Origin of the sequence: Mesorhizobium sp. M0601, assembly GCF_040320845.1 — a bacterium.
Classification (GTDB): Bacteria; Pseudomonadota; Alphaproteobacteria; order Rhizobiales; family Rhizobiaceae; genus Mesorhizobium.
The window spans coordinates 15,775-36,792 of the sequence record NZ_JAMYQK010000008.1; the positions used below are offsets into that span (position 1 = coordinate 15,775).

General features: G+C 62.9%; 23 protein-coding genes and 1 tRNA gene. 8 read left to right on the forward strand and 16 right to left on the reverse strand.

Annotation, left to right across the window (positions count from 1 at the left end; genetic code table 11):
• Positions 1 to 14: 14 nt before the first annotated feature.
• From NKI41_RS10395 to NKI41_RS10410, 4 genes are all read right to left on the reverse strand, one after another.
• Positions 15 to 713, reverse strand: coding sequence for a DnaJ domain-containing protein (locus tag NKI41_RS10395; protein WP_352448805.1), 699 nt, complete (start codon positions 711 to 713; stop codon positions 15 to 17).
• Positions 713 to 1,444 carry a vWA domain-containing protein gene (locus NKI41_RS10400; RefSeq protein WP_352682820.1) on the reverse strand — a complete coding sequence of 244 codons (732 nt, stop codon included), beginning with the start codon at positions 1,442 to 1,444 and terminating at the stop codon, positions 713 to 715. The genes NKI41_RS10395 and NKI41_RS10400 overlap by 1 nt, the downstream gene beginning before the upstream one ends.
• A 125-nt stretch (positions 1,445 to 1,569) precedes the next feature.
• Positions 1,570 to 2,007, reverse strand: a complete 438-nt coding sequence (locus NKI41_RS10405; protein ID WP_352682822.1) for a DUF1489 family protein — start codon at positions 2,005 to 2,007, stop codon at positions 1,570 to 1,572.
• A gap of 85 nt (positions 2,008 to 2,092) precedes the next feature.
• Positions 2,093 to 3,496: an L-serine ammonia-lyase gene (locus tag NKI41_RS10410; protein ID WP_352682824.1), complete on the reverse strand. Its 1,404-nt coding sequence runs from the start codon at positions 3,494 to 3,496 to the stop codon at positions 2,093 to 2,095.
• Between the two features lie 170 nt (positions 3,497 to 3,666).
• Here NKI41_RS10410 and NKI41_RS10415 point away from each other — a divergent pair, with 170 nt between their 5' ends.
• Entirely contained in the window at positions 3,667 to 4,422 is a 756-nt protein-coding gene (locus NKI41_RS10415) for a DUF599 domain-containing protein (protein WP_352682826.1), read from the forward strand.
• Here the strand turns inward: NKI41_RS10415 and NKI41_RS10420 are convergent.
• The 6 genes from NKI41_RS10420 to NKI41_RS10445 form a co-directional block, all read right to left on the reverse strand.
• Entirely contained in the window at positions 4,359 to 5,168 is an 810-nt protein-coding gene (locus NKI41_RS10420; protein ID WP_352682828.1) for a YdcF family protein, read from the reverse strand. The genes NKI41_RS10415 and NKI41_RS10420 overlap by 64 nt on opposite strands.
• 27 nt (positions 5,169 to 5,195) lie before the next feature.
• Complete coding sequence (locus NKI41_RS10425; protein ID WP_352682830.1) at positions 5,196 to 6,761, reverse strand: amidase; 1,566 nt, start codon at positions 6,759 to 6,761, stop codon at positions 5,196 to 5,198.
• Positions 6,761 to 7,219, reverse strand: coding sequence for a GNAT family N-acetyltransferase (locus NKI41_RS10430; RefSeq protein ID WP_352502374.1), 459 nt, complete (start codon positions 7,217 to 7,219; stop codon positions 6,761 to 6,763). Before NKI41_RS10430 ends, NKI41_RS10425 begins: the two co-directional genes overlap by 1 nt.
• Before the next feature lie 7 nt (positions 7,220 to 7,226).
• Positions 7,227 to 7,514, reverse strand: coding sequence for an Asp-tRNA(Asn)/Glu-tRNA(Gln) amidotransferase subunit GatC (gene gatC / locus NKI41_RS10435; RefSeq protein ID WP_023674910.1), 288 nt, complete (start codon positions 7,512 to 7,514; stop codon positions 7,227 to 7,229).
• A 76-nt stretch (positions 7,515 to 7,590) separates the two neighbouring features.
• Entirely contained in the window at positions 7,591 to 8,007 is a 417-nt protein-coding gene (locus NKI41_RS10440; RefSeq protein WP_352471669.1) for a hypothetical protein, read from the reverse strand.
• Positions 8,008 to 8,031: 24 nt separating this feature from the next.
• Positions 8,032 to 8,739 carry a metal-dependent hydrolase gene (locus NKI41_RS10445; RefSeq protein WP_352682832.1) on the reverse strand — a complete coding sequence of 236 codons (708 nt, stop codon included), beginning with the start codon at positions 8,737 to 8,739 and terminating at the stop codon, positions 8,032 to 8,034.
• A 116-nt stretch (positions 8,740 to 8,855) separates the two neighbouring features.
• Between NKI41_RS10445 and ruvX the strand changes: the two genes are divergently transcribed.
• Positions 8,856 to 9,341 carry a Holliday junction resolvase RuvX gene (gene ruvX / locus NKI41_RS10450; RefSeq protein WP_352682834.1) on the forward strand — a complete coding sequence of 162 codons (486 nt, stop codon included), beginning with the start codon at positions 8,856 to 8,858 and terminating at the stop codon, positions 9,339 to 9,341.
• Here the strand turns inward: ruvX and NKI41_RS10455 are convergent.
• From NKI41_RS10455 to NKI41_RS10465, 3 genes are all read right to left on the reverse strand, one after another.
• Complete coding sequence (locus tag NKI41_RS10455) at positions 9,308 to 9,619, reverse strand: DUF6105 family protein (RefSeq protein WP_352471672.1); 312 nt, start codon at positions 9,617 to 9,619, stop codon at positions 9,308 to 9,310. The genes ruvX and NKI41_RS10455 overlap by 34 nt on opposite strands.
• Positions 9,619 to 10,173: a hypothetical protein gene (locus tag NKI41_RS10460; protein WP_352682837.1), complete on the reverse strand. Its 555-nt coding sequence runs from the start codon at positions 10,171 to 10,173 to the stop codon at positions 9,619 to 9,621. The genes NKI41_RS10455 and NKI41_RS10460 overlap by 1 nt, the downstream gene beginning before the upstream one ends.
• A gap of 159 nt (positions 10,174 to 10,332) precedes the next feature.
• Positions 10,333 to 11,961, reverse strand: coding sequence for a DNA alkylation response protein (locus NKI41_RS10465; RefSeq protein ID WP_352471675.1), 1,629 nt, complete (start codon positions 11,959 to 11,961; stop codon positions 10,333 to 10,335).
• A gap of 155 nt (positions 11,962 to 12,116) precedes the next feature.
• On the opposite strand from NKI41_RS10465, the gene NKI41_RS10470 reads away from it, so the two are divergent.
• Genes NKI41_RS10470 through NKI41_RS10490 form a run of 5 tightly spaced genes read left to right on the forward strand, consistent with a single transcriptional unit; the run spans position 12,117 to position 16,574 of the window.
• Positions 12,117 to 13,079 (forward strand): aspartate carbamoyltransferase catalytic subunit, encoded by a 963-nt coding sequence (locus tag NKI41_RS10470; RefSeq protein WP_352502370.1) that lies wholly within the window; start codon positions 12,117 to 12,119, stop codon positions 13,077 to 13,079.
• Positions 13,079 to 14,365 carry a dihydroorotase gene (locus NKI41_RS10475; protein ID WP_352682840.1) on the forward strand — a complete coding sequence of 429 codons (1,287 nt, stop codon included), beginning with the start codon at positions 13,079 to 13,081 and terminating at the stop codon, positions 14,363 to 14,365. The genes NKI41_RS10470 and NKI41_RS10475 overlap by 1 nt, the downstream gene beginning before the upstream one ends.
• Before the next feature lie 58 nt (positions 14,366 to 14,423).
• The gene (gene plsY / locus NKI41_RS10480) at positions 14,424 to 15,011 is read left to right on the forward strand and encodes a glycerol-3-phosphate 1-O-acyltransferase PlsY (RefSeq protein ID WP_352471677.1); all 588 of its coding nucleotides are present in this window, start codon (positions 14,424 to 14,426) and stop codon (positions 15,009 to 15,011) included.
• Positions 15,008 to 16,132 (forward strand): DNA-processing protein DprA, encoded by a 1,125-nt coding sequence (gene dprA, locus NKI41_RS10485; protein WP_352682843.1) that lies wholly within the window; start codon positions 15,008 to 15,010, stop codon positions 16,130 to 16,132. Before plsY ends, dprA begins: the two co-directional genes overlap by 4 nt.
• Before the next feature lie 46 nt (positions 16,133 to 16,178).
• Positions 16,179 to 16,574, forward strand: a complete 396-nt coding sequence (locus NKI41_RS10490) for a hypothetical protein (RefSeq protein ID WP_352682962.1) — start codon at positions 16,179 to 16,181, stop codon at positions 16,572 to 16,574.
• A gap of 87 nt (positions 16,575 to 16,661) precedes the next feature.
• Here the strand turns inward: NKI41_RS10490 and NKI41_RS10495 are convergent.
• Positions 16,662 to 16,737, reverse strand: a tRNA-Lys gene (locus NKI41_RS10495).
• A 308-nt stretch (positions 16,738 to 17,045) separates the two neighbouring features.
• On the opposite strand from NKI41_RS10495, the gene NKI41_RS10500 reads away from it, so the two are divergent.
• Entirely contained in the window at positions 17,046 to 17,522 is a 477-nt protein-coding gene (locus NKI41_RS10500) for a BA14K family protein (protein WP_352682845.1), read from the forward strand.
• A 78-nt stretch (positions 17,523 to 17,600) separates the two neighbouring features.
• Here the strand turns inward: NKI41_RS10500 and glpK are convergent, their stop codons facing one another.
• A complete protein-coding gene (gene glpK / locus NKI41_RS10505; RefSeq protein ID WP_352682847.1) occupies positions 17,601 to 19,094 on the reverse strand; it encodes a glycerol kinase GlpK in 1,494 nt (497 codons plus the stop codon).
• A gap of 145 nt (positions 19,095 to 19,239) precedes the next feature.
• On the reverse strand, positions 19,240 to 20,967 hold the full coding sequence (locus NKI41_RS10510; RefSeq protein WP_352471681.1) for an ABC transporter substrate-binding protein: 1,728 nt from the start codon (positions 20,965 to 20,967) through the stop codon (positions 19,240 to 19,242).
• Positions 20,968 to 21,018 lie beyond the last annotated feature (51 nt).

Consider the following 21,018-nt stretch of genomic DNA (forward strand, 5'->3'; position numbering starts at 1 on the left):
TGCGTCGAAGGAGACTAGTTGTGATTGGAGAGCAAGACGTCCTTGGCTTCATTGATCCGCGCCGCCAGGAAAGACGTGCCACCGATATCGGGGTGCAGGCGCTGCATCAGGCGGCGGTGCGCCTTGCGGACATCCGCCGCGGCAGCCCCCGCTTCAAGACCAAGGATCTTGTAGGCCTCCTCCTTAGTCATGGCGCCAGAACCTGGCGCAACACCCAGCCCTTCGCCACCATTCGCATCAGCGTCTTTGCGCCAGATGGGAAATCGGCCGTCAAGATACGTCTCTAGCAATTGGCGGCTCTCCGGATCGCCGGAGAGTTCGCGATAGAGTTGCTGCAATTCGGCAAGCCCCATCGAGCCAAGCATCTTGCCTTCATGGCGCCCGGCCAGCACAAGGCCTTCGAGGCCGCCGGTATCGTGATCGAGTTCCATCTCAAGCGCCGCCGTACGAACTGTCGAACGCTTGCCTGCCGCCAGTTTGGCTGCCGGCCGATTCATGCGCATGGAGCCGTACCAGGCGAGCGCAGCCGACAGGATCAAGCCCCCGATGCCCTCGCGCCCGACCAGCAGCACGGCGACGCCGACCAGCCCGAGCAGCACAGGTCCAAGCGTCCTCATGCCGCCTGCAAGCTTCGCCGGATCGGCGCGCAGGAAGATGGTGAGCATGCCGAGAAACACCAGAAGCAATGCTACGAAAGCGATAATCGCGCCCATCAGTTTCCGCCGCCCCGCATATGCTCGATCATCAGTCGGTCCTCCGGCCTGCCCCGGGCCTCCAGTGCCTTCAGCCCGCCGGTCGCAAACACGGCGACAGACGAAAGCAGGCCGGCCAACGTCGCGGCAGCCCGCCGATCGAACCGGAACCGGGCCCCTTTCGACAGCCGCGCAATTTCCTTGAACGCCTTTTCCGCAGCGGCATCATGGCCCTCCTGAAAGACGAAGACAGGAACGCCGTGCAGACCGAGGCTGCCGGCCTTTTCAGCCAGATCATCTATGTTTTCTTCCATCGCGTCGCCGATATAGACCAGCGCGTTGACCTTGGCCGCCGCCGTCTGTTTCAGCGCGTGGGCGAGCACCTTGCCGATCTGGGTATGGCCGCTGCGGCAGTTGATGCGCGTCATCAGCTGTTTCAGAGCTGCGGTATCGGTGACGAATGCGGATGAGCGGCACTCGCCAAGGCCGCGAAAATAGACAAGTTGAACCTTGAGCGCCCCGGCCTTGCCGACGGCGTCGAACATCTCGGCCTGCAGCGCACAGGCGAGATCCCAGGTCGGCTGGCGGCTCATTGTCGCGTCGAGGGACAGGATCAGCCTGCCTGAACCGGTGGCGGATGCAGCGAGCGTCCTTGCCTGACGGAGAAACGCGTCGATCTCGCCGGTGCTCGATTGAGACTCGACCGGCGCAGGATTGGCCCTTGCAGGCACGGGCTGCTTCTTGTCGCTCATGACATTCAAGATGTGGCGTTGTTCCCCGGCTTGCAAGCCCAGATGAGGCGACCTGGAGGACCTGTGATGATGGCACCTGCGGACAGCGCTTCGGCTGGTGGTCTTGGCGTTTGCGTTTCTCGGCGTCAGAGCAGGCCGAGATCGGCAAGCGCACGCCTGAGCTTCGGCGGCATCTCGATCAGCCCGGCTTTGCCCTTGCCGAGATCGGCCGGCGCGTCCGCCGGCTTCAGGTAGCGCCACCCCTGGAATGCACGGCGCGGTTGCCAGTCAGTGCGCACGACCTCGGGATCGAGGATCAGATGGCAACGGCCGATGCCCTCGTCATCGGTGAATGGCCGGATTTCGGTGATCAACTGGCGGCATTGGACATTACCCTTGATCACCCAGTAGAGCGAGCCGCCGTCGGTAATCTCGGCGCCGCGAGTCGGCACCATGCGGGTGGTGTGGTAGTGCTCGGCCGGTTCGCCGGCGCGGCGGCGCTCGTCGAGACGGAAGGCAATCCACTCTTCCAGATCCTCGACGCTGTCACAGCCGACGCAAAGCTTTATGAGATTGAGAGACATCGTTTAAGGTTTAGTCCAGCACGCGAACGCGTCAACGGCCTGATCGACTTCTCCACAGTGGTGGTCCATGCCGCCAGATTGGCGCTCAGCACTCCACGACATTGACGGCCAATCCGCCAAGGCTGGTTTCCTTGTACTTTTCGTTCATGTCGAGGCCGGTCTGGCGCATCGTCTCGATCGCGGCATCGAGCGGCACGAAATGAACGCCGTCGCCCTTGATGGCCAGCGAAGCGGCGGTCACCGCCTTGACGGCACCAAGCGCGTTGCGCTCGATACACGGCACCTGCACCAGGCCGCCGACCGGATCGCAGGTCATGCCGAGATGATGTTCCAGCGCGATCTCGGCAGCATTCTCGACCTGCTCGGGCGTGCCGCCCATGACGGCGCACAATCCCGCCGCAGCCATTGCCGAAGCCGAACCGACCTCGCCCTGGCAGCCGACTTCCGCCCCCGAGATCGAAGCATTGGTTTTGATGATGCCGCCGACGGCCGCCGCCGTCAGCAGGAAATCGCGGATGCTGGGCTGGTCGGCTTCGGGATGGAAATGCAACCAGTAGCGCAACACCGCCGGCAGAGTGCCGGCCGCCCCATTGGTTGGCGCGGTGACGACACGGCCACCGGCGGCGTTCTCCTCGTTGACCGCCATTGCATAGATCGACAGCCAGTCATTGGCGAGCAGCGGGTTGGGCCGGTTCTGCTGCCATTGCTCCTGCAGCCTGTCGTGCAGCATCCGCGCACGACGGCGCACCTTCAGTCCGCCCGGCATGACGCCGTCTTGCGACAGGCCGCGCTCGATGCACCCCTTCATGGCGCTCCAGATGTCGTCGAGGCCGGCGTCGAGCTCCTCGCGCGACATCTGCGTTTCCTCGTTGACGCGCTTCATCTCGGCGATGGAAAGGCCACTTTTCGCTGCCATTGAGAGCATTTCGACGGCGTTCTTGAACGGATACGGAACCTTCTTGCCTTCGGTTGTCGCCGAGCCCCTCGCCTTCATCCGCTGCAGTTCTTCCTCGGACACTACGAAGCCGCCGCCGATCGAATAATAGACGCGCCTCAGCAGCAACCGGTCGCCGGCATCATGGGCAGAGAAGGCCATGCCGTTGGCGTGACCCGGCAACGGCGTCTTGCGATCCAGCACAAGATCCGTTGCCGGGTCGAAACGGTAGGACGGATGGCCGGGCGGCGAAATCCGTTTCTCGGCGGCGATGCCAGCGACGATGCCGTCTGCTAGGTCGGGATCCACCGTCTGCGGCGTCTGGCCCGCGAGGCCGAGCACCACGGCTCGGTCGGAGCCATGGCCGATGCCGGTGTAGGCGAGCGAGCCATGCAGGCTGGCAGCGATCCGGTCGACCTTGGCGCCGGCCGGGCGCGGCCAGTCGTCTCCCGCAATCTCGTCGAGAAACCGCCGCGCGGCCGTCATCGGCCCCATCGTGTGCGAACTCGATGGGCCGATGCCGATCTTGAACAAGTCGAAAACCGAAAGGAACACGTGGGTGTTTTCTCCTGGGACCCTGTTGAGGTCTACATATAGGAATTCCCATGATGTTTTCCGCTGTTTTGAAGATTGCGGCGCTGCGCCTGCCGACCTTGTTTGCTCCGGCAGCGACATTCCAACTTCGGCCATCGAAGCATTACTGCCGCCTGTGGTAAAAGCAACGCATGAGCGATTCCTTTCACCTATCGACGGCCGACCTTGCGGCGCTGGGGTTCTTCCTTACCGCGTGGGTGCTGCATACGCTCGCCGCCGATGGAATGCTGGTCAGCCGCATGTCGCTGACGAGGGCTATGAACACGCAGCGCGAGGCCTGGATGCAGACCATGGCCGAACGCGAGATCCGCATCGTCGACACCGCTATCATGAGCGGGCTGCAACAGGGGACCGCCTTCTTTGCCTCCAGTTCGCTGATTGCGATCGGCGGCTGTTTTGCCCTGCTCGGCGCCTCCGATCAGGTTCTGACCGTGCTGAGCGACCTGCCGTTTGGCGCCACGTCCTCACGCGCAGCCTTCCAGACGAAGGTGCTCGGGCTGGTGCTGATCCTGGCCTTTTCCTTCTTCAAATTCGGCTGGGCTTACCGGCTGTTCAACTATTGCTCGATCCTGATCGGCGCCGTGCCGATTCCGCATGGCGAGGCGTCGCGCAATCCGGTCACCGAAACGGCGGTGTGGCGTGCCGCGCGCATGAACATGTTGGCCGGAAAGCATTTCAATTCGGGCCTGCGCGGCGTGTTCTTCTCGATTGGCTATCTTGGCTGGTTCGTCGATCCCGCGGTGTTCGTCCTGTCGACGCTGCTGCTCCTGGCGGTGCTGGTGCGCCGCCAGTTTTTCTCGGCGGCGCGGCAGGCGGTGCTCGGTCAGCCGCCCGGCCCAACATCCGGCGCCGGAAAAGGCCGGTCTATCCGGCCCGACAGCCAGTAGGCAATCAGCCCGATCCATTCACGGGTCGCGATGGTTGTGGTCTGCAGTGCTTCGTTGGCATCCGTGCGGAACAGGCCGATGCCTTCCCTGCCGGAGGTGCGGTAGTCGACCGGCCACGGAACCGTCGCAAAACCGGCTTTGTCGAACAGCGCCTTGGCGCGTGGCATGTGGAAGGCCGAGGTCACCAGCAGCCAGGTCTCGCCCGGCTTTGGCGTGATCAGTTGTTTGGTGAAGACCGCATTCTCGTAGGTGTTGCGTGATTTGCCCTCAAGGATCAGCCGATCGGCCGTCACGCCGAGCGCAGTGAACAGGCGTGGAGCTGTCGCCGCATCGCCCTCGTCTTCGCGGACCATTGCAATGGGGCCACCTGAAATGACGACCTTAGCTGTCGGAAAACGCAGTGCCAGCACCGCTGCCTCGACCATTCGATCGCCACTGGCGTTGAGTTCATAGCCGCTGCGGACGAAGTTGATGGCGCTCTCCATACCGCCGCCGAGCACAATGATTCCGTCAACTCGTTCCGGCAGGGCTGGCCTAGGGAAACGCTCCTCGAGCGGATTAAGCATCACTGCGCCGAGCGAGGTCCACGCCGAGAGTCCAAGGACAAGGAATGCCAGCACGCTGCCGGTGGCAAACAGCCTCTTGCGCCCGACCAATGCCGCAAGCAATCCAGCCAGCAGCAGGATGATCGCGAGATTAAGCGGCTGGACGAAGAGCCACAGAACCTTGGAGACATAGAAGAACATCCCTCACCCCTCAGATGAGAAACGATCCTACCACCATTTTTCCGGCTGAAATGTGCCGGCCGCCTGTTCGATGACGTGGGCGGTCTGGAACAGCGTCTCCTCGTCGAAAGGCCGGCCGATCAGCTGCAGGCCGAGCGGCAGCCCCTTGGCGTCGAGCCCGGCTGGAACCGCTATGCCGGGCAAGCCGGCCATGTTCACCGTCACCGTAAAAATGTCATTGAGATACATCTTGACCGGGTCGGCGGCCATGTCCTCGTCGGCGATGCCGAAGGCAGCGGAAGGCGTTGCCGGCGTCAGGATGACGTCGACGCCTGCTGCAAACACATTTTCGAAGTCACGCTTGATCAGGGTTCGAACCTTCTGCGCCTGCAGATAGTAGGCATCGTAGTAGCCGGCGGAAAGCACATAGGTGCCGATCATGATGCGGCGCTTGACCTCCCGCCCGAAGCCGGCGGCGCGGGTCTTTTCATACATGTCGACAATGTCCTTGCCGGGCACGCGCAAGCCATAGCGGACGCCATCGTAACGGGCGAGGTTGGACGAGGCTTCGGCCGGCGCCACGATGTAATAGGCCGGCAGCGCATATTTTGTGTGCGGCAGCGAGATATCGACGATCTCGGCGCCGGCATCCCGCAGCCAGGCAATGCCTTTCTGCCACAGCGCCTCGATCTCCGCGGGCATGTCGTCGACACGATATTCCTTTGGGATGCCGACCTTCATGCCTTTGATCGGGCGGCCGATCGCCGCCTCGTAGTCCGGCACCGGCAGGTCGACGGACGTCGTGTCCTTCGGGTCGACCGAAGCCATCGACTTCAACAGGATCGCGGCATCGCGGACGTCGCGCGCGATCGGCCCGGCCTGGTCGAGCGAAGAGGCGAAAGCTACGATCCCCCAGCGCGAGCAGCGGCCGTAGGTCGGCTTGATGCCGACCGTGCCGGTGAAGGCGGCGGGCTGGCGGATCGAGCCGCCGGTGTCGGTCGCGGTAGCGCCGGCGCACAGGAAGGCCGAGACGGCTGACGCCGAGCCTCCGGACGAACCGCCCGGCACCAGTTGGGCATTGTCCAACGTGCGCGCGGTCCTGGTGCCGCCCGCCGAAACGAAGCCGCCCTCGCCCTGATGTGTCGTCGGCATCACCACCGTGTCGAGGCGCGAACGCCGCCACGGGTTGATGACCGGCCCGTAATGCGAGGTCTCGTTGGACGAGCCCATGGCGAACTCGTCCATGTTGAGCTTGCCGAGCATGACGGCACCATCCGCCCACAGATTGGCGGTGACCGTCGATTCGTAGCACGGCTTGAAGCCGTCCAGCACATGGCTGCAGGCCTGGGTGTGGACGCCTTCGGTGCCGAACAGATCCTTGATGCCGAGCGGGATACCCTCAAGCGACCCGCCCTCGCCCTTGGCCAGTTTCGCGTCGGAGGTCTTGGCCATGTCGCGCGCCTTGTCGTCGGTGACCACGACGTAGGCATTGAGCGCCGGATTGGCTCGCTCGACCGCCGATAGATAAGCCTCGGTGATTTCGGTGGCGGTGATCTCCCTGGAGCGCAATTTGGCGCGGGCCTGCGAAATCGTCAGCTGGGTAAGGTCGCTCATCAGGCAAGGCTCTTTTCGTAAAACACCGACCACTCGGAATCGGGATAATCCAGTACCGGGCCGCAGCGCGAAAAACCGGCGCGTTCGTAGACGGTCCAGGCGGCGGGATGACGGTCGCCCGTCTCCAGCACCAGACGCTTAAGCCCTTCTTGGCGCGCCAGCGCCTCGATACGCTCGACAATCTTCGCGCCGATCTTGTGGCCGCGATGCGACGGTCGCGTATACATGCGCTTGACCTCGCCTACGACAGCATCGTGGCGCTTCAGTGCGCCGCACCCGATGGCAAGGCCGTTGTCGCGGGCGATGAAGACGGTCGTGTTGCGGTCCGCCATCTGCTCGACCGTCAAGTGGTAGCAATGCTCTGGCGGCGTCAGCTCCAGCAATGTGGCGTTGAGCTCCTCGATCAGCCCACGCACATCGTCCTGCAGCGGCGTCTCAGCCGCGATGTCGATTGCCATCGGCCTGCTACTCCACGACCTTCGGCACAAGGAAGAAATTTTCTTCGGTCGCCGGTGCATTGGCGACGATGTCGGCTGCCTTGCCGCCGTCGGTGACGACGTCCTGGCGCTTTTTCATTGCCATCGGCGTGACCGAGGTCATCGGCTCGACGCCGGAAACATCGACCTCGTTCAACTGCTCGACAAAGCCCAAAATGGCGTTCAATTCGCCGGTCATGCGCTCTGCATCCTCCTCGCTCACCGCAATACGGGCAAGATGCGCGACGCGCTTCACAGTTTTTATATCAACGGACATGTTTGTGCCTCGGGGAAAACCAGCGCTATAGCGGCGCGGCGCGTGCCACGCAACATGCATCGTGCCTTCAACTGCCCTATGGCATCGCCACGCCGTCGCAGAGGAAATAACTGCCGCCGTTGCCGCTCTGCTCGCCTTCGTCGGCGGCAGGCCGAACCGATACCAGGTCGATCTGCTTCGGGCTCATCTGTGTCAGTGAGAGAACATCGGGAAAGACGTAGCCCGGCTCCTGGCATATAGCGGTCACCGCCCAGCTCGGTGAGCGTGTCGCTTTGGTGATCTGCAGGAATTCACAATTATATTCGATGCTTTCCAGGCCATTTGCCGACAGCACGATATTGCCGCCCTCGATCACCGTCTGCAGCGTATCCTTTTTGGCCTGCGCGCAGAGGTCCTCCGATTGCAGATAGACGCCCTCGATGAAATTTTCCGCGGCCAGCGTCGGCGACGCGGCAACCAGCATTGAAATGCAAAGAGAATTTCTCAAGCGCATCGTATCGTTCCGGACCGGCTTTCTTTACAGCGTAATCGTCTCGCCGATCTTCGGCAACGCAACTTTCACACCCGATCCATCCAGCCCGGCCACGAATTTGTCGGCGGTCTGATCGATCATCGGAAACGTGCCGAAGTGAGCGGGAACGACCGTCTCGAACTTGAAGAAACGCTGGCAGGCAAGGGCTGCTACCGCGCCACCCATGGTGAAGCGGTCGCCGATCGGCATGATGCCGATCTTCGGTTCGTGCAACTCGTTGATCAGCGCCATGTCGGAAAAAATGTCGGTGTCGCCCATATGATAAAGCGTCTTGTCCTCGGGAAAGTGCAGGACGAGCCCGCCCGGATTGCCGAGATAGGTATTCTGGCCACCCTCGCCCGGAAAGGACGATGAATGCAGAGCCTGAACGAAGGTGGTGGTGAAGCCGCCGCAATCGACGGTGCCGCCGATATTGCCGGGATTGATCTGCTTGTCACCGACACCCTTGCCGACCAGGTACATGCAAATCTCGAAATTGGCGACCAGCATCGCCCCGCTCTTCTTGAGCACTTCGACGGCGCCGCTGATGTGGTCACTGTGGCCATGGGTGAGCAACACGTGCGTGATCCCTTCGGCCGGCCCTTCCCAGCCGCCCGCCCATGACGGATTGCCGACCAGATAGGGGTCGATGAGGATTTTCGCGCCTTCGATTTCGATTCTGAATGCCGAATGTCCGTACCAGGTCAGTTTCATCAATGCTTTCCTCGATTTTTGCTTCGGTAGAGGATAGAACGCCGACGGCGAAATTAAAGTGCCGCGCACGCTTTGCGCGTATAGGACGTGCGGCGTCGCGGTCAAAGGAAAAGCCGTTGGGCATCATCACCATCGAGGAGTTGCCGGCCCGGCTGGGCGGCGGCAAGACCCTGGCCGGTCTCGACCTTGGCGACAAAACGATCGGCGTGGCGGTTTCGGACCGCGGCTTGTCGTTCGCGCACCCGCGCCCCGTCATCATGCGCAAGAAATTCTCGCTCGATGCCGCAGTGCTGCTCGCCCTGTTGCAGAAGGAGAATGCCGGCGCCGTGGCAATCGGCCTCCCCATCAACATGGACGGCTCGGAAGGCCCGCGCGCCCAAAAATCCCGCGCTTTCGTCCGCAACATGGCTGGATTGACCGATCTGCCGTTCGTCTTTTGGGACGAAAGGCTGTCGACGGTGGCGGCCGAGCGAACACTGATCGAGATGGATTTTTCCCGCAAGAAACGCGCCGGCAAGATCGATTCAGCGGCGGCCGCTTTCATCCTCCAGGGCGTTCTCGACCGGGTTCAGGCACTCGGCGTCGATGCCTGGTCGAAATAGCGGTTGCGCATCGCCGTGATCCAGCCACCAATCGTCTTGCGGCGGCGAAATGCCCAGAACGCCACCAGCAGCACGCCGTCGAATACGCAAGCTTTCGCCACCATGCCCGGAATGAGCGCCGGATCGACGCCCAGCATCTGTCCATAGAGCTGGAAGACGAGATCGTGTAATTGGCGGCTCAGCATGACATAGCCGAAATTGATGTCGTTGAGCGACAGAAAGAACCAGCCCCAAAACAAGAGGAGCGGAGCCGCCCACAGCGCGAACAAGGTGCGCATCAGCGGTCATCCCTCGAATCCAGCCGGCCGGAAATGCGGGCAAGCGAGGAATTATGCGCCGCTGCCTTGGCCATAACATGCGCGGCCGCTCGGATTTCGCCGGTCCCTGGAGCTGCCGCGGCAACGGTCGACCGCCGCTCCGCGAGCACCGCGACATAGGACGCCAGAAGTGCCGCCAATTGCACCGCGACAATCATGAACAGCCCACTGATGCCTTGCGCGGCGCCGCCGATGACGATCAGCGACAGCACGCCTAAGGCGGAAATGAAGGCGATTCGCATGACGCTGTCGGCGGGATCCGGGTTGGTCGTGTCGCTGGTCAGTGCTTCAACAAAGGCCCAGCAGAACAGCACCGCGACGACAAGCAGTGCCACGGCGAGCGGCGCCACGACGACGGCGTTTTCGAGATCGGCAAATCGAGTGTTCTGGACGGGAACGCCCAGTACGCCAAGGGCCGTCGCCACGCCTCGATTCCCGTCGATGCAAATGAACGCCAGCAGGGCGAAAACGGCCGCCCAATGCAATGCCAGAAAAGAGCTCAGAATATGCCGCATGACGCTCCTGCTTCGCAGGGCAAAGCCGCTCAAGCTGAACAATCCTTGCCTTAACCATAACACTGGGCTTTGCCACCGGCCGCCGCAATGGAAACCATTCGTTAAGGTTAACGGCCATCCACAGGGTCGCGAGAGCGGCAGCGAATTGGGCGACGGCCCTTAGTTGATCGGCGGGTAGAGCGTATCGATGATCATGCGCGCATCATGGCGGGAATCGATCATGCCATAGGTATTGCGCCACTGGCCGGCGAGGCGCGTTTCGACGAAGGCGTCGGCGATCCGCCCTGCCCCCAACCTGCGAAGCTCTGCCGCCGCCGCCGACAATGCCAATTGCTCGGTCAAGAGCCGCGCCGAGCCCTCGTCGGTTGCAGCGACCTGCATTGCCGCTTTGAGCACGCCGACGGTGCCGCGTCCGCCGGCGCCGAGATCGCGGTCGATGCCGGCCAGCACGTCATCGAACAGGCCGGGTGCACGCCCCAGCACACGCAGCACGTCGAGCGCCATGACGTTGCCGGATCCCTCCCATATCGCGTTGACCGGAGCTTCGCGATAGTAGCGGGCGAGCGGCCCCTCCTCGACATAGCCATTGCCGCCGAGGCACTCCATCGCTTCATAGAGCAGCGGCGGCGCAATCTTGCAGACCCAGTATTTGACGACCGGCGTCATGGCGCGCGCGAAGGCCGCCTCGCCGCGGTCGCCGGCCGCCTCGTCGAAGGAGCGCGCCAGCCGGAACGACAGCGCAGTAGCGGCGGCAACGTCGAGCGCCATATCGGCCAGCACCCGCTGCATCAGCGGCTGCTCGACCAGATTGGTTCCGAACACCTTGCGGTGGCGCGTGTGGTGGACGGCCTCGGCCAGTCCGGCCCGCATGATCGCCGATGAGGCGACGGCACAGTCAAGCCGCGTCAGGGTCACCATGTCCATGATCGTCTTCACGCCCGCGCCGGGCTCGCCGACCATCTCGCCGATGGCATTGACGAATTCCACCTCCGACGAGGCATTGGATCGGTTGCCGAGCTTGTCCTTCAGCCGTTGAAAACGGAAGCCGTTGCCGGATCCGTCGCCGAGCAGGCGGGGAACGAGAAAGCACGACAGTCCCTCCGGCACCTGTCCGAGCACCAGGAAGGCATCCGACATCGGCGCCGACATGAACCATTTGTGGCCGGTCAGGCGATAAAACCCGCTGCCGGCGCGCTCGGCCCTGGTGACGTTGGCACGGACATCGGTGCCGCCTTGCTTCTCGGTCATGCCCATGCCGAGCGTCAGCCCGGCTTTTTCGACCGGAGGCTTCTGGCTTTGATCGTATTTGCGCGTCGTCACCCGAGGCGCCCATTCGCGAAACAGCTTCGGGCTGGCCATCAGCGCTGCCAGCGAAGCGCTGGTCATGGTGATCGGGCAGAGATGTCCGGTCTCGAGCTCAGCCGTGAGGTAAAAGCGTGCAGCGCGCACCTGGTGGCGCCGGCCGATCTCGGCGTCGCCATTCTCCCAGACCGACGAATGCAGCCCGTTGGCAACAGAGCGGCGCATGAGCGCGTGATAGGCGGGATGGAACTCGACCTGGTCGATGCGCCGGCCCTGGCGGTCATGGGTCCTGAGCTTCGGCATCTCGACATTGGCAAGACGGGCCAGTTCCTGCGCCTCATGGGTCAGAACGAACCGGCCAAGCCCGTCGAGGTCCTTGCGCACCGGATCGGAAAAGCGCTCGGCAAGCTGGATCAGCAACGGATCGCCCCGCCAGGCGTTGCCGCCGGCCAGCGGCGGCGGCTGGTTGGTCACGTCGTCAGTCACGCTTCGTCCTTATCACCTGAAGGCTGCGAATCCAAAGCCAAGGCGGTTTATAGCCTATGGCCAGCGGCGCGCGACGAAAATACCGGGGAGAACCAATCCAATCCCAAGCCGGTGCTTGCAGCCGCGGAGCCTCCCCCCTATAGCAGCGACTTGAGATGACCGACGCATCGTCCCTGCCGCTTTATCCCCACCGCCATCTTCTGGGCATCCGCGATCTTTCCCCTGCCGACATCGAGCTTCTGCTCGACCGGGCGGACAGGGCCGTTGCCATCTCGCGGCAATCGGACAAGAAGACATCGACGCTGCGCGGCCGCACCCAGATCAATCTCTTCTACGAAGCCTCGACCCGTACGCAATCGTCATTCGAGCTGGCCGGCAAACGGCTCGGCGCCGACGTCATGAATATGTCCGTAGCGAGTTCGTCGGTGAAAAAGGGCGAGACGCTGATCGATACGGCGATGACGCTGAATGCCATGCGTCCCGACATATTGATCATCCGCCATCAATCGGCCGGCGCGGCAGCACTTCTTGCCCAAAAAGTTGGCTGTTCGGTGGTCAATGCCGGCGACGGCGCCCATGAGCACCCTACCCAGGCGCTGCTCGACGCACTGACCATCCGCCGCGTCAAGGGTCCGCTCTCGAAGCTGATCGTGGCGATCTGCGGCGACATCCTGCATTCGCGCGTGGCCCGCTCCAACATCATCCTGCTCAACGCGCTTGGTGCCCAGGTCAGGGTCGTCGCCCCTTCGACGCTTTTGCCCGCCGGCATCGAGAGGATGGGCGTCATCGTCACACGTTCCATGGCCGAGGGTCTGAAGGACGCCGACGTGGTAATGATGCTGCGCCTACAGCGCGAACGCATGGAAGGCGCTTTCGTACCGTCGGTGCGCGAATATTTCCGCTATTTCGGCCTCGACGCGGAGAAGCTGAAGGCGGCCAAGGACGGTGCGCTGGTCATGCATCCCGGCCCGATGAACCGCGGCGTCGAGATCGCCTCCGAGATCGCCGACGGCCCGCAAAGCGTTATCCAGGAACAGGTTGAGATGGGCGTCGCCGTGCGCATGGCGGTTATGGAAGCGCTGCTCGACCCCCGTCGAAACCACGAGGGCCGCGCCTGATGAGCATAACGGTCTTCCGCCGGGCCCACATCGTCGACCCGTCGCGCGGCATCGATGAGGTCGGCACCGTCATCGTCGAAGGCCGTAAAATCGTTGCCGCCGGCAGGGCGGCCTTGAACCAGGGCGCGCCCGACGGCGCCACCATCATCGACTGCGCCGGCAAGACTATCATCCCCGGATTGATCGACGCGCGTGTCTTCATCGGCGAACCCGGCGGCGAACACCGGGAGACCATTGCTTCGGCGAGCATCGCTGCGGCGGCTGGCGGCGTCACCTCAATCGTCATGATGCCCGACACCGACCCGGTGATCGACAATGTCGCACTGGTCGAGTTCGTGCTGCGCACCGCCAAGGACACCGCAATCGTCAACATCTTGCCGGCAGCAGCGATCACCAAGGGGCTGGAAGGCCGCGAGATGACCGAATTCGGCCTGCTGCGCGAGGCCGGCGCGGTCGCCTTCACCGATGGCCGGCATTCTATTGCCAGCGCGCTGGTGATGCGCCGCGCGCTGACCTATGCGCGCGATTTCGGTGGCGTCATCGCGCATGAAACCCAAGACGCCGACCTCGCTTCGGCCGGCGTGATGAACGAAGGCCTTTACGCAAGCTGGCTTGGCCTTGCCGGCATTCCGCGCGAAGCCGAATCGATCCCCTTGGAGCGCGATCTCGCGTTGGCTCGCCTGACCGGCGGCGCCTATCACGCTGCCAAGATTTCGACGGCTATGGCGGCAAGCGCGGTAGCACGCGCGAAAGCCGATGGCGCCAATGTCACATCAGGCGTGTCGATCCACAATCTGTCGCTCAACGAGAATGATGTCGGCGAGTACCGCACCTTCTTCCGGCTGACGCCGCCGCTGCGCGCCGAGGAAGACCGGCTGGCGATGATCGAAGCGATCAAGGACGGCACCATCGATCTCATCGTCTCCTCGCACGACCCGCAGGACGTCGACACCAAGCGCCTTCCCTTTGCCGATGCCGCGGCCGGCGCCATCGGCCTGGAAACGCTGCTAGGCGCAGCGCTGCGGCTCTATCACAATGGCGACGTGACGCTGCTCCGGCTGGTCGAGACACTGTCGACCGCGCCGGCAAGATTGTTCGGCCTGCCCGGCGGCACGCTGAAACCGGGGGCATTGGCCGACCTTTCGCTCGTCGATCTGGACGAGCCATGGGTCGTCAGCGAGAGCGGCATCCGCTCACGCTCGAAAAACACCTGTTTCGAAGGCGCACGACTGCAAGGCAAGGTCTTGCAAACGATGGTGGCGGGCCGCACAGTGTTTTCGGCCTAGGACGAAAACAGGCGTCAGGGCTTAAAATCCGCTCAGCCAAGGAAAGTTCGGGGGAACAATGGCTTACAGTCCCGTCTTGGCATTGGTGTTCGGCTATCTTCTCGGCTCGATCCCGTTTGGCCTGCTGATCACCCGTGCCGCCGGCCTCGGCGACGTGCGCAACATCGGCTCCGGCAACATCGGCGCCACCAATGTGCTGCGCACCGGCAACAAGAGCTTGGCCGCGGCCACGCTTCTGCTCGACGCCCTTAAAGGCACCGCGGCGGTGCTGATCGCAGGCCGCTTTGCGCCCGAGCTCGGACTTTGGGCCGGCTTCGGCGCGTTTTTAGGTCATCTCTTTCCGGTCTGGCTCGGCTTCAAGGGGGGCAAGGGTGTCGCCACTTACCTTGGCGTGCTGATCGGCCTTGCCTGGCAGGCGGCGCTGATCTTCGCCGTCGTCTGGCTGGCGGTGGCTTTCCTGTTCCGCTACTCCTCGCTCGCGGCGCTGACGGCAGCAGTCGTGGTGCCCATGGCACTGTATTTCCTGAGCACGCCGCAGATTGCCGGGCTTTTCGCGGCGATGAGCCTAATCGTCATCGTAAAGCACCGCGCCAACATTGCGCGGCTGCTTGCCGGCACCGAGGGTAAGATCGGGGCCAAGGAGTGAGCGAGCCCGACGCTGGGCCGCGCCTCAGCGACCGGCAGCGGCTGAGCTGGCTTCGTCTGATCCGCACGCCGAATGTCGGCCCGGCTTCCTTTCGCGACCTGATCAACCGGTTCGGTTCGGCCGAAGCAGCGCTATCGATGCTGCCCGAGCTGATGATTTCGGGGGGCGCCAAAAAAATCGTCCGCATCCCGTCCATTGCCGAGACCGAGGCGGAGCTGGAGACCGCCCGGCGGGCTGGCGCCCGCTTCGTCGGCATCGGCGAAGCGGATTATCCGCCGCTGATGAAAAGCATGGATCATCCGCCGCCGCTGCTCGCGGTCAGGGGCAATAGCGCGGTGTTCCGCTTGCCAGCGGTCGCCATCGTCGGCGCTCGCAACGCATCGCTGGCCGGCATCAAGATGGCGCGGATGCTGGCGGCGGATCTCGGCCGCGACGGCTATGGCATCGTCTCCGGCCTGGCGCGCGGCATCGATACGGCCGCGCACCAGGGCAGCCTTGCGACTGGCACAATCGGCGTGCTCGCCGGCGGCCTCGATTTGCCCTATCCGCCCGAAAATGCCGGCCTGTGCGACGAGATTGCCGAGCGCGGCGGCGCCATCATCTCCGAAATGCCGTTTGGCTGGCAGCCGCGCGCGCAGGATTTCCCGCGCCGCAACCGGCTTGTCGCGGGTGCTGCATTAGGGCTGGTGGTGGTCGAGGCCGCACAGCGCTCCGGCTCACTGATCAGCGCCCGGCTTGCCGGCGAGATGGGCCGGCTGGTCTTTGCCGTTCCCGGTTCGCCGCTCGATCCGCGCGCTACCGGCGCCAATGGCCTGCTCAAGGACGGCGCAACCCTTGTCACCGAGGCCGCCGATATCACCAGTGCGATCGCCCCGCTGGTCGGCGCCCGGGCCCCAAGGACATCGCCGCTTGAGGAGCCGCCCGACTTTTCGGCAACGCCGCCGCCGCGCGAGGACGACCGCGACCGCGTCGCCGAGGCGCTCGGCCCGACGCCAGTGGCGGTAGACGAGATCATCCGCCACACCGGCCTGCATCCCGCTCAAGTGTTCATGGTGCTGCTGGAGCTCGACCTCGCCGGACGGCTCGAACGCCATCCCGGCGGCAACGTCTCACTGATCTGACCGAGAGCTTGCGCATGTCACGGCAAGCAATCCCGACGTGATCCCGATGGCCGATCCGAGCAACAAACCAAAGCAGACGCTGTTCACTCGTACGACGGCCCTCGTCTGGTCAGCGCTGAGCGTCATGCTGGCGCTGCAATGGTCCGCCGATCTCGGCATGCTGGGTTTTCCTGATGGCTACATAACGCCCTTCGCAAGAGCGACCAGCACGCTTCTGGGCATTCTGACCGCAGCCTGCATGGCCCAGGGTCTCTACTTTTTCCTGGCCGGCGTGTTCGGCAGAAAGGTAAGCGCCGTCGGTCTTTGCCTGCAAATCCTTGCCGCAGCGGTTCTTACCGTGGCGCCAGTGCTTATCGTGAAGGATTGTCCGGGTTCTCAGCTGTGCAGCAAAGCCTATGAGGCACTCACAGGCACGATGATGGACGATGGGGCGGGCGGCTAGAGCCACTGCATGCGTTCGGCACGAGGTTGTCACCCATGTCTTAGGTACAAACTGTTACCCATGTCTCCGGGCCGTACATCTTGATTGTGGTGAGCGCGATGGGATTCGAACCCATGACCTACTGATTAAAAGTCAGTTGCTCTACCGGCTGAGCTACGCGCTCCCGCGGGCTCAGAAAGGCCGCCCTCGAAATTGCGCGGAACATAGGGAGAGTGCCTCTGCCGGTCAACCGGAAAAAGACGGCTCGCAAACCGGACTGTCCTGCAGTGTCATCATGCCTTGCGGAGCGCTTCGGCGTCGACGGAACGGCCTCGTTCTCGCGCAAGACCGAAGCTCGCCCTCTATGCCGACAAAGGCAAGCAGCAAATCGGAAGAACCTTTGCGGATCAGCAGCTTGGGATTTTTGGCGGAACAATTTGCGCAGCCTGCCCGTTTCCCGCGATAAGGGACATGCGTTTCAAGGAGAAGACCATGAATAGGATCATGTCGGGCCTGCTGGCGACCACTCTTTCGATCTCATTCGCTGCCGCGGAGATCGTGCCAGTCAACGCTCAGCCCAGCTATGCGCCCCCGGCCCAGGGGCTCACCTCGAATATCCAGACCGTCCAGTACGAGCCGTGGCGGAGGCACCGGAGTTTCAATCGCGATTTCTCGCGTCGCGATTTCTCCCGTCGCAATTTTTCGCGTGACGACGGCATGTACTGGCGTGGCCATCGCGGCTATCGCTACTACCGTCCCGGCTACCGCCGCCACGGCGACTTCTGGTTCCCGCTGGCCGCGTTTGCTACCGGAGCGTTGATCACTGGCGCGATTGTCAACCAGAATCGTGTCTATCGTGGCGATGCCCACGTGCAGTGGTGCTATGATCATTATCGGAGCTATCGCGCTTCTGACAACACTTACCAGCCCAACTACGGTCCGCGCCGGCAGTGCCGGTCGCCTTACTGAGTCCCAGATTAGAGGCTGCAAGCCCGCGCCCGCAACGGCGCGGGTTTTTCATTAGTGCGAATCCGGTGGCATCCCTGCCTATTGCGCACTTAGCGTCCTGCGCACAGCGTGGCGCCAACCTGCCAGCTTGGCGGCACGTGTCGAAGCATCCATGTCCGGCTTGAACCGGCGCTCGAGCGCCCAGCTCCTGGCGAATTCCGCGGCCTTCGGCCAGACACCCGCCTTCGAGCCGGCCAGCCAAGCCGCACCGAGTGCTGTCGTCTCGAGAATTGTCGGCCGGTCGACCGGCGCATCGAGAATGTCGGCCAGCCGCTGCATCGTCCAGTCCGACGCCACCATGCCGCCATCGACCCTGAGCACGGTCTTGACCGAGGCGCCTTTCCAGTCCCGGCGCATGGCGTCAAGCAGATCGCGCGTTTGGAACGCAACGGATTCCAGTGCCGCGCGGGCAAATTCCGCCGGCCCCGAATTGCGGGTCAGCCCGAAGATGGCGCCGCGCGCCTCGGCATCCCAGTGCGGTGCGCCGAGCCCGACGAAAGCCGGCACCAGATAGACGTTCTGCGTTGGATCGGCTTCCGCCGCCAATTTGCCGCTCTGCTCGGCCTTGCCGATCACTTTGATGCCGTCCCGCAGCCATTGCACGGCGGCGCCGGCGATAAAGATCGAGCCCTCCAGCGCATAGGTGGTCTTGCCGTTCAGCCTGTAGGCGATGGTGGTCAAAAGCTGGTTCTTAGAACGCACGAGATCGCTTCCGGTGTTGAGCAGCGCAAAGCAACCGGTGCCGTAGGTCGACTTCATCATGCCTGGCTCGAAACAGGCCTGGCCGATTGCCGCCGCATGCTGGTCGCCGGCCACACCGAGGATTCTGATCTCTGCACCAAACAGGCTTTTGTCGGTTATTCCAAAATCATCGGCACAATCTTTCACCTGTGGCAGCATTCTTGCCGGTATGCCAAGAATGGCCAGCAGCTCGTCGTCCCAGGCGTTTTGTTCGATGTTGTAGACCAGCGTGCGCGAGGCGTTGGTGGCGTCAGTGGCGTGGATCTTGCCGCCGGTCAGCCGCCAGATCAAAAAACTGTCGATGGTGCCGGCCAGCAGTTCGCCCTTCTCGGCGCATTTTCTGGCACCCTTCACCTTGTCCAGCATCCAGGCGATCTTGGTGCCGGAGAAATAGGGATCGAGCAGCAGGCCGGTCTTTCTCGTGAATTTCTTCTCCAGCCCCAGCTTCTTCAGTTTCTGGCATAGCGGCGCGGTGCGACGATCTTGCCAGACAATCGCGTTGTGGATCGGCTTGCCGGTCTGTTTGTCCCAGATGACGACCGTTTCGCGCTGGTTGGTGATGCCGATCGCGGCGACTTCCGCTGCGTTGCGGCCGGCTGTCTTCAGCGCGGCCTTCACCGTTTCCACGACGCTTGCCCATATCTCCTCGGGATCGTGCTCGACCCAGCCGGAGGCCGGATAATATTGGGTGAATTCCTTTTGCCCGCTGCCGACGACCATCATCTTGTCGTCGAACAGGATCGCCCGGCTCGATGTCGTCCCCTGGTCGATTGCAAGGATATATCCGGTCATTCTCTCTCCCGTCGAAGCGAATTCAAGGTGCTGCGATGTCTCGACGCCAGATGGCGCGGAGCCGTTCACGCAAACAGGGGAGACGGCAACATGCCGCCTCCCCTGAGCATGGCGATGCGGGCGCGGACGCCCGCATCAAACGGTCCTATTGCTGCCAGCTCTTCACCAGCTCGTCGTAGTTGATGGTGACCGGCTTTTCCTTCTCGTTCTCGATCTTGAGCTGAGGAGCGAGATTGCCCTTCTTGACCGCGTCCGCATTCCAGTAGGCGAGGTCATGCTCTTCGGCCATCTTCGGGCCAATATCGCCCTGAACGCCCGACTTCTCGATGCGGCTCATCACCTTTTCCTGCTCGGCGCAGAGCGAGTCCATCGCTTCCTGCGCGCTCTTGGCACCCGACGAAGCATCGCCGATCGCCTGCCACCAGAGCTGTGCCAGCTTCGGATAGTCCGGCACGTTGGTGCCGGTCGGCGACCACTGGACGCGCGCTGGCGAGCGGTAGAACTCGATCAGGCCGCCGAGCTTTGGCGCACGTTCGGTGAAGCTCTTGTCGTGGATCGTGCTCTCGCGGATGAAGGTCAGGCCGACATGGCTCTTCTTCACGTCGACCGTCTTCGAGGTGACGAACTGCGCGTAGAGCCAGGCGGCCTTGGCGCGGTCGGTCGGCGTCGACTTCATCAGCGTCCAGGAACCGACGTCCTGATAGCCGAGCTTCATGCCGTCCTTCCAGTAGACGCCATGCGGCGACGGCGCCATGCGCCACTTCGGCGTGCCGTCGTCGTTCAGCACCGCCTTGGCGCTGGCGTCGACCATGCTGGCCGTGAAGGCGGTGTACCAGAAGATCTGCTGGGCAACCGCGCCCTGCGCCGGAACTGGCCCCGATTCGGAGAAGGTCATGCCTTGGGCTTCCGCCGGTGCATAGGCCTTCAGCCAATCGAGGTACTTCTGGATGGCATAGACGGAAGCCGGACCATTGGTGTCGCCGCCGCGCGCCGTGCAGGAACCGACCGGACGCGAATTCTCGTCGACCTTGATGCCCCATTCGTCGACGGGCAGACCGTTCGGAATGCCCTTGTCGCCATTGCCGGCCATCGACAGCCAGGCGTCGGTGAACCGCCAGCCGAGCGACGGGTCCTTCTTGCCATAATCCATATGGCCGTAGACCTTCTTGCCATCGATCTCACGCCCGGTGAAGAACTCGGCGATGTCCTCATAGGCCGACCAATTGACCGGCACGCCGAGGTCGTAGCCGTATTTGGCCTTGAAGTCCGCCTTGTTCTTCTCGTCGTTGAACCAGTCGTAACGGAACCAGTAGAGGTTAGCGAACTGCTGGTCTGGAAGTTGGTAGAGTTTCTTGTCGGGCGCGGTGGTGAACGAAGTGCCGATGAAATCCTTCAGGTCGAGATTCGGGTTGGTGACATCCTTGCCGTCGCCTGCCATCCAGTCGGTCAGGTTGCGCACCTGCTGGTAGCGCCAGTGCGTGCCGATCAGATCGGAATCGTTGACCCAGCCGTCATAGAGGTTCTGGCCGGTCTGCATCTGGGTCTGGATCTTCTCGACGACGTCGCCTTCCTGGATGACGTCATGCGTAACCTTGATGCCGGTGATGGCCGTAAAGGCCGGCGCCAGCACCTGCGATTCATACTGATGCGTGGCGATGGTTTCGGAAACCACCTTGATATCCATGCCGGCGAAAGGTTTCGCGGCATCGATGAACCATTGCATCTCGGCTTCCTGGTCGGCGCGCGAAAGCGTCGAAAGGGGCCCGATTTCCTTATCGAGGAAGGCCTTGGCCTCGTCCATTCCGGCATAGGCATTGCTTGCCCCGAGCAATAGGACAAGCGCAGTTGTTGATGTCAAGAATTGCCGTCGCATGTATTTCCTCCACTGTTAAAGTTCAAAGTGCGATCTGGATCGGCGGCCGGC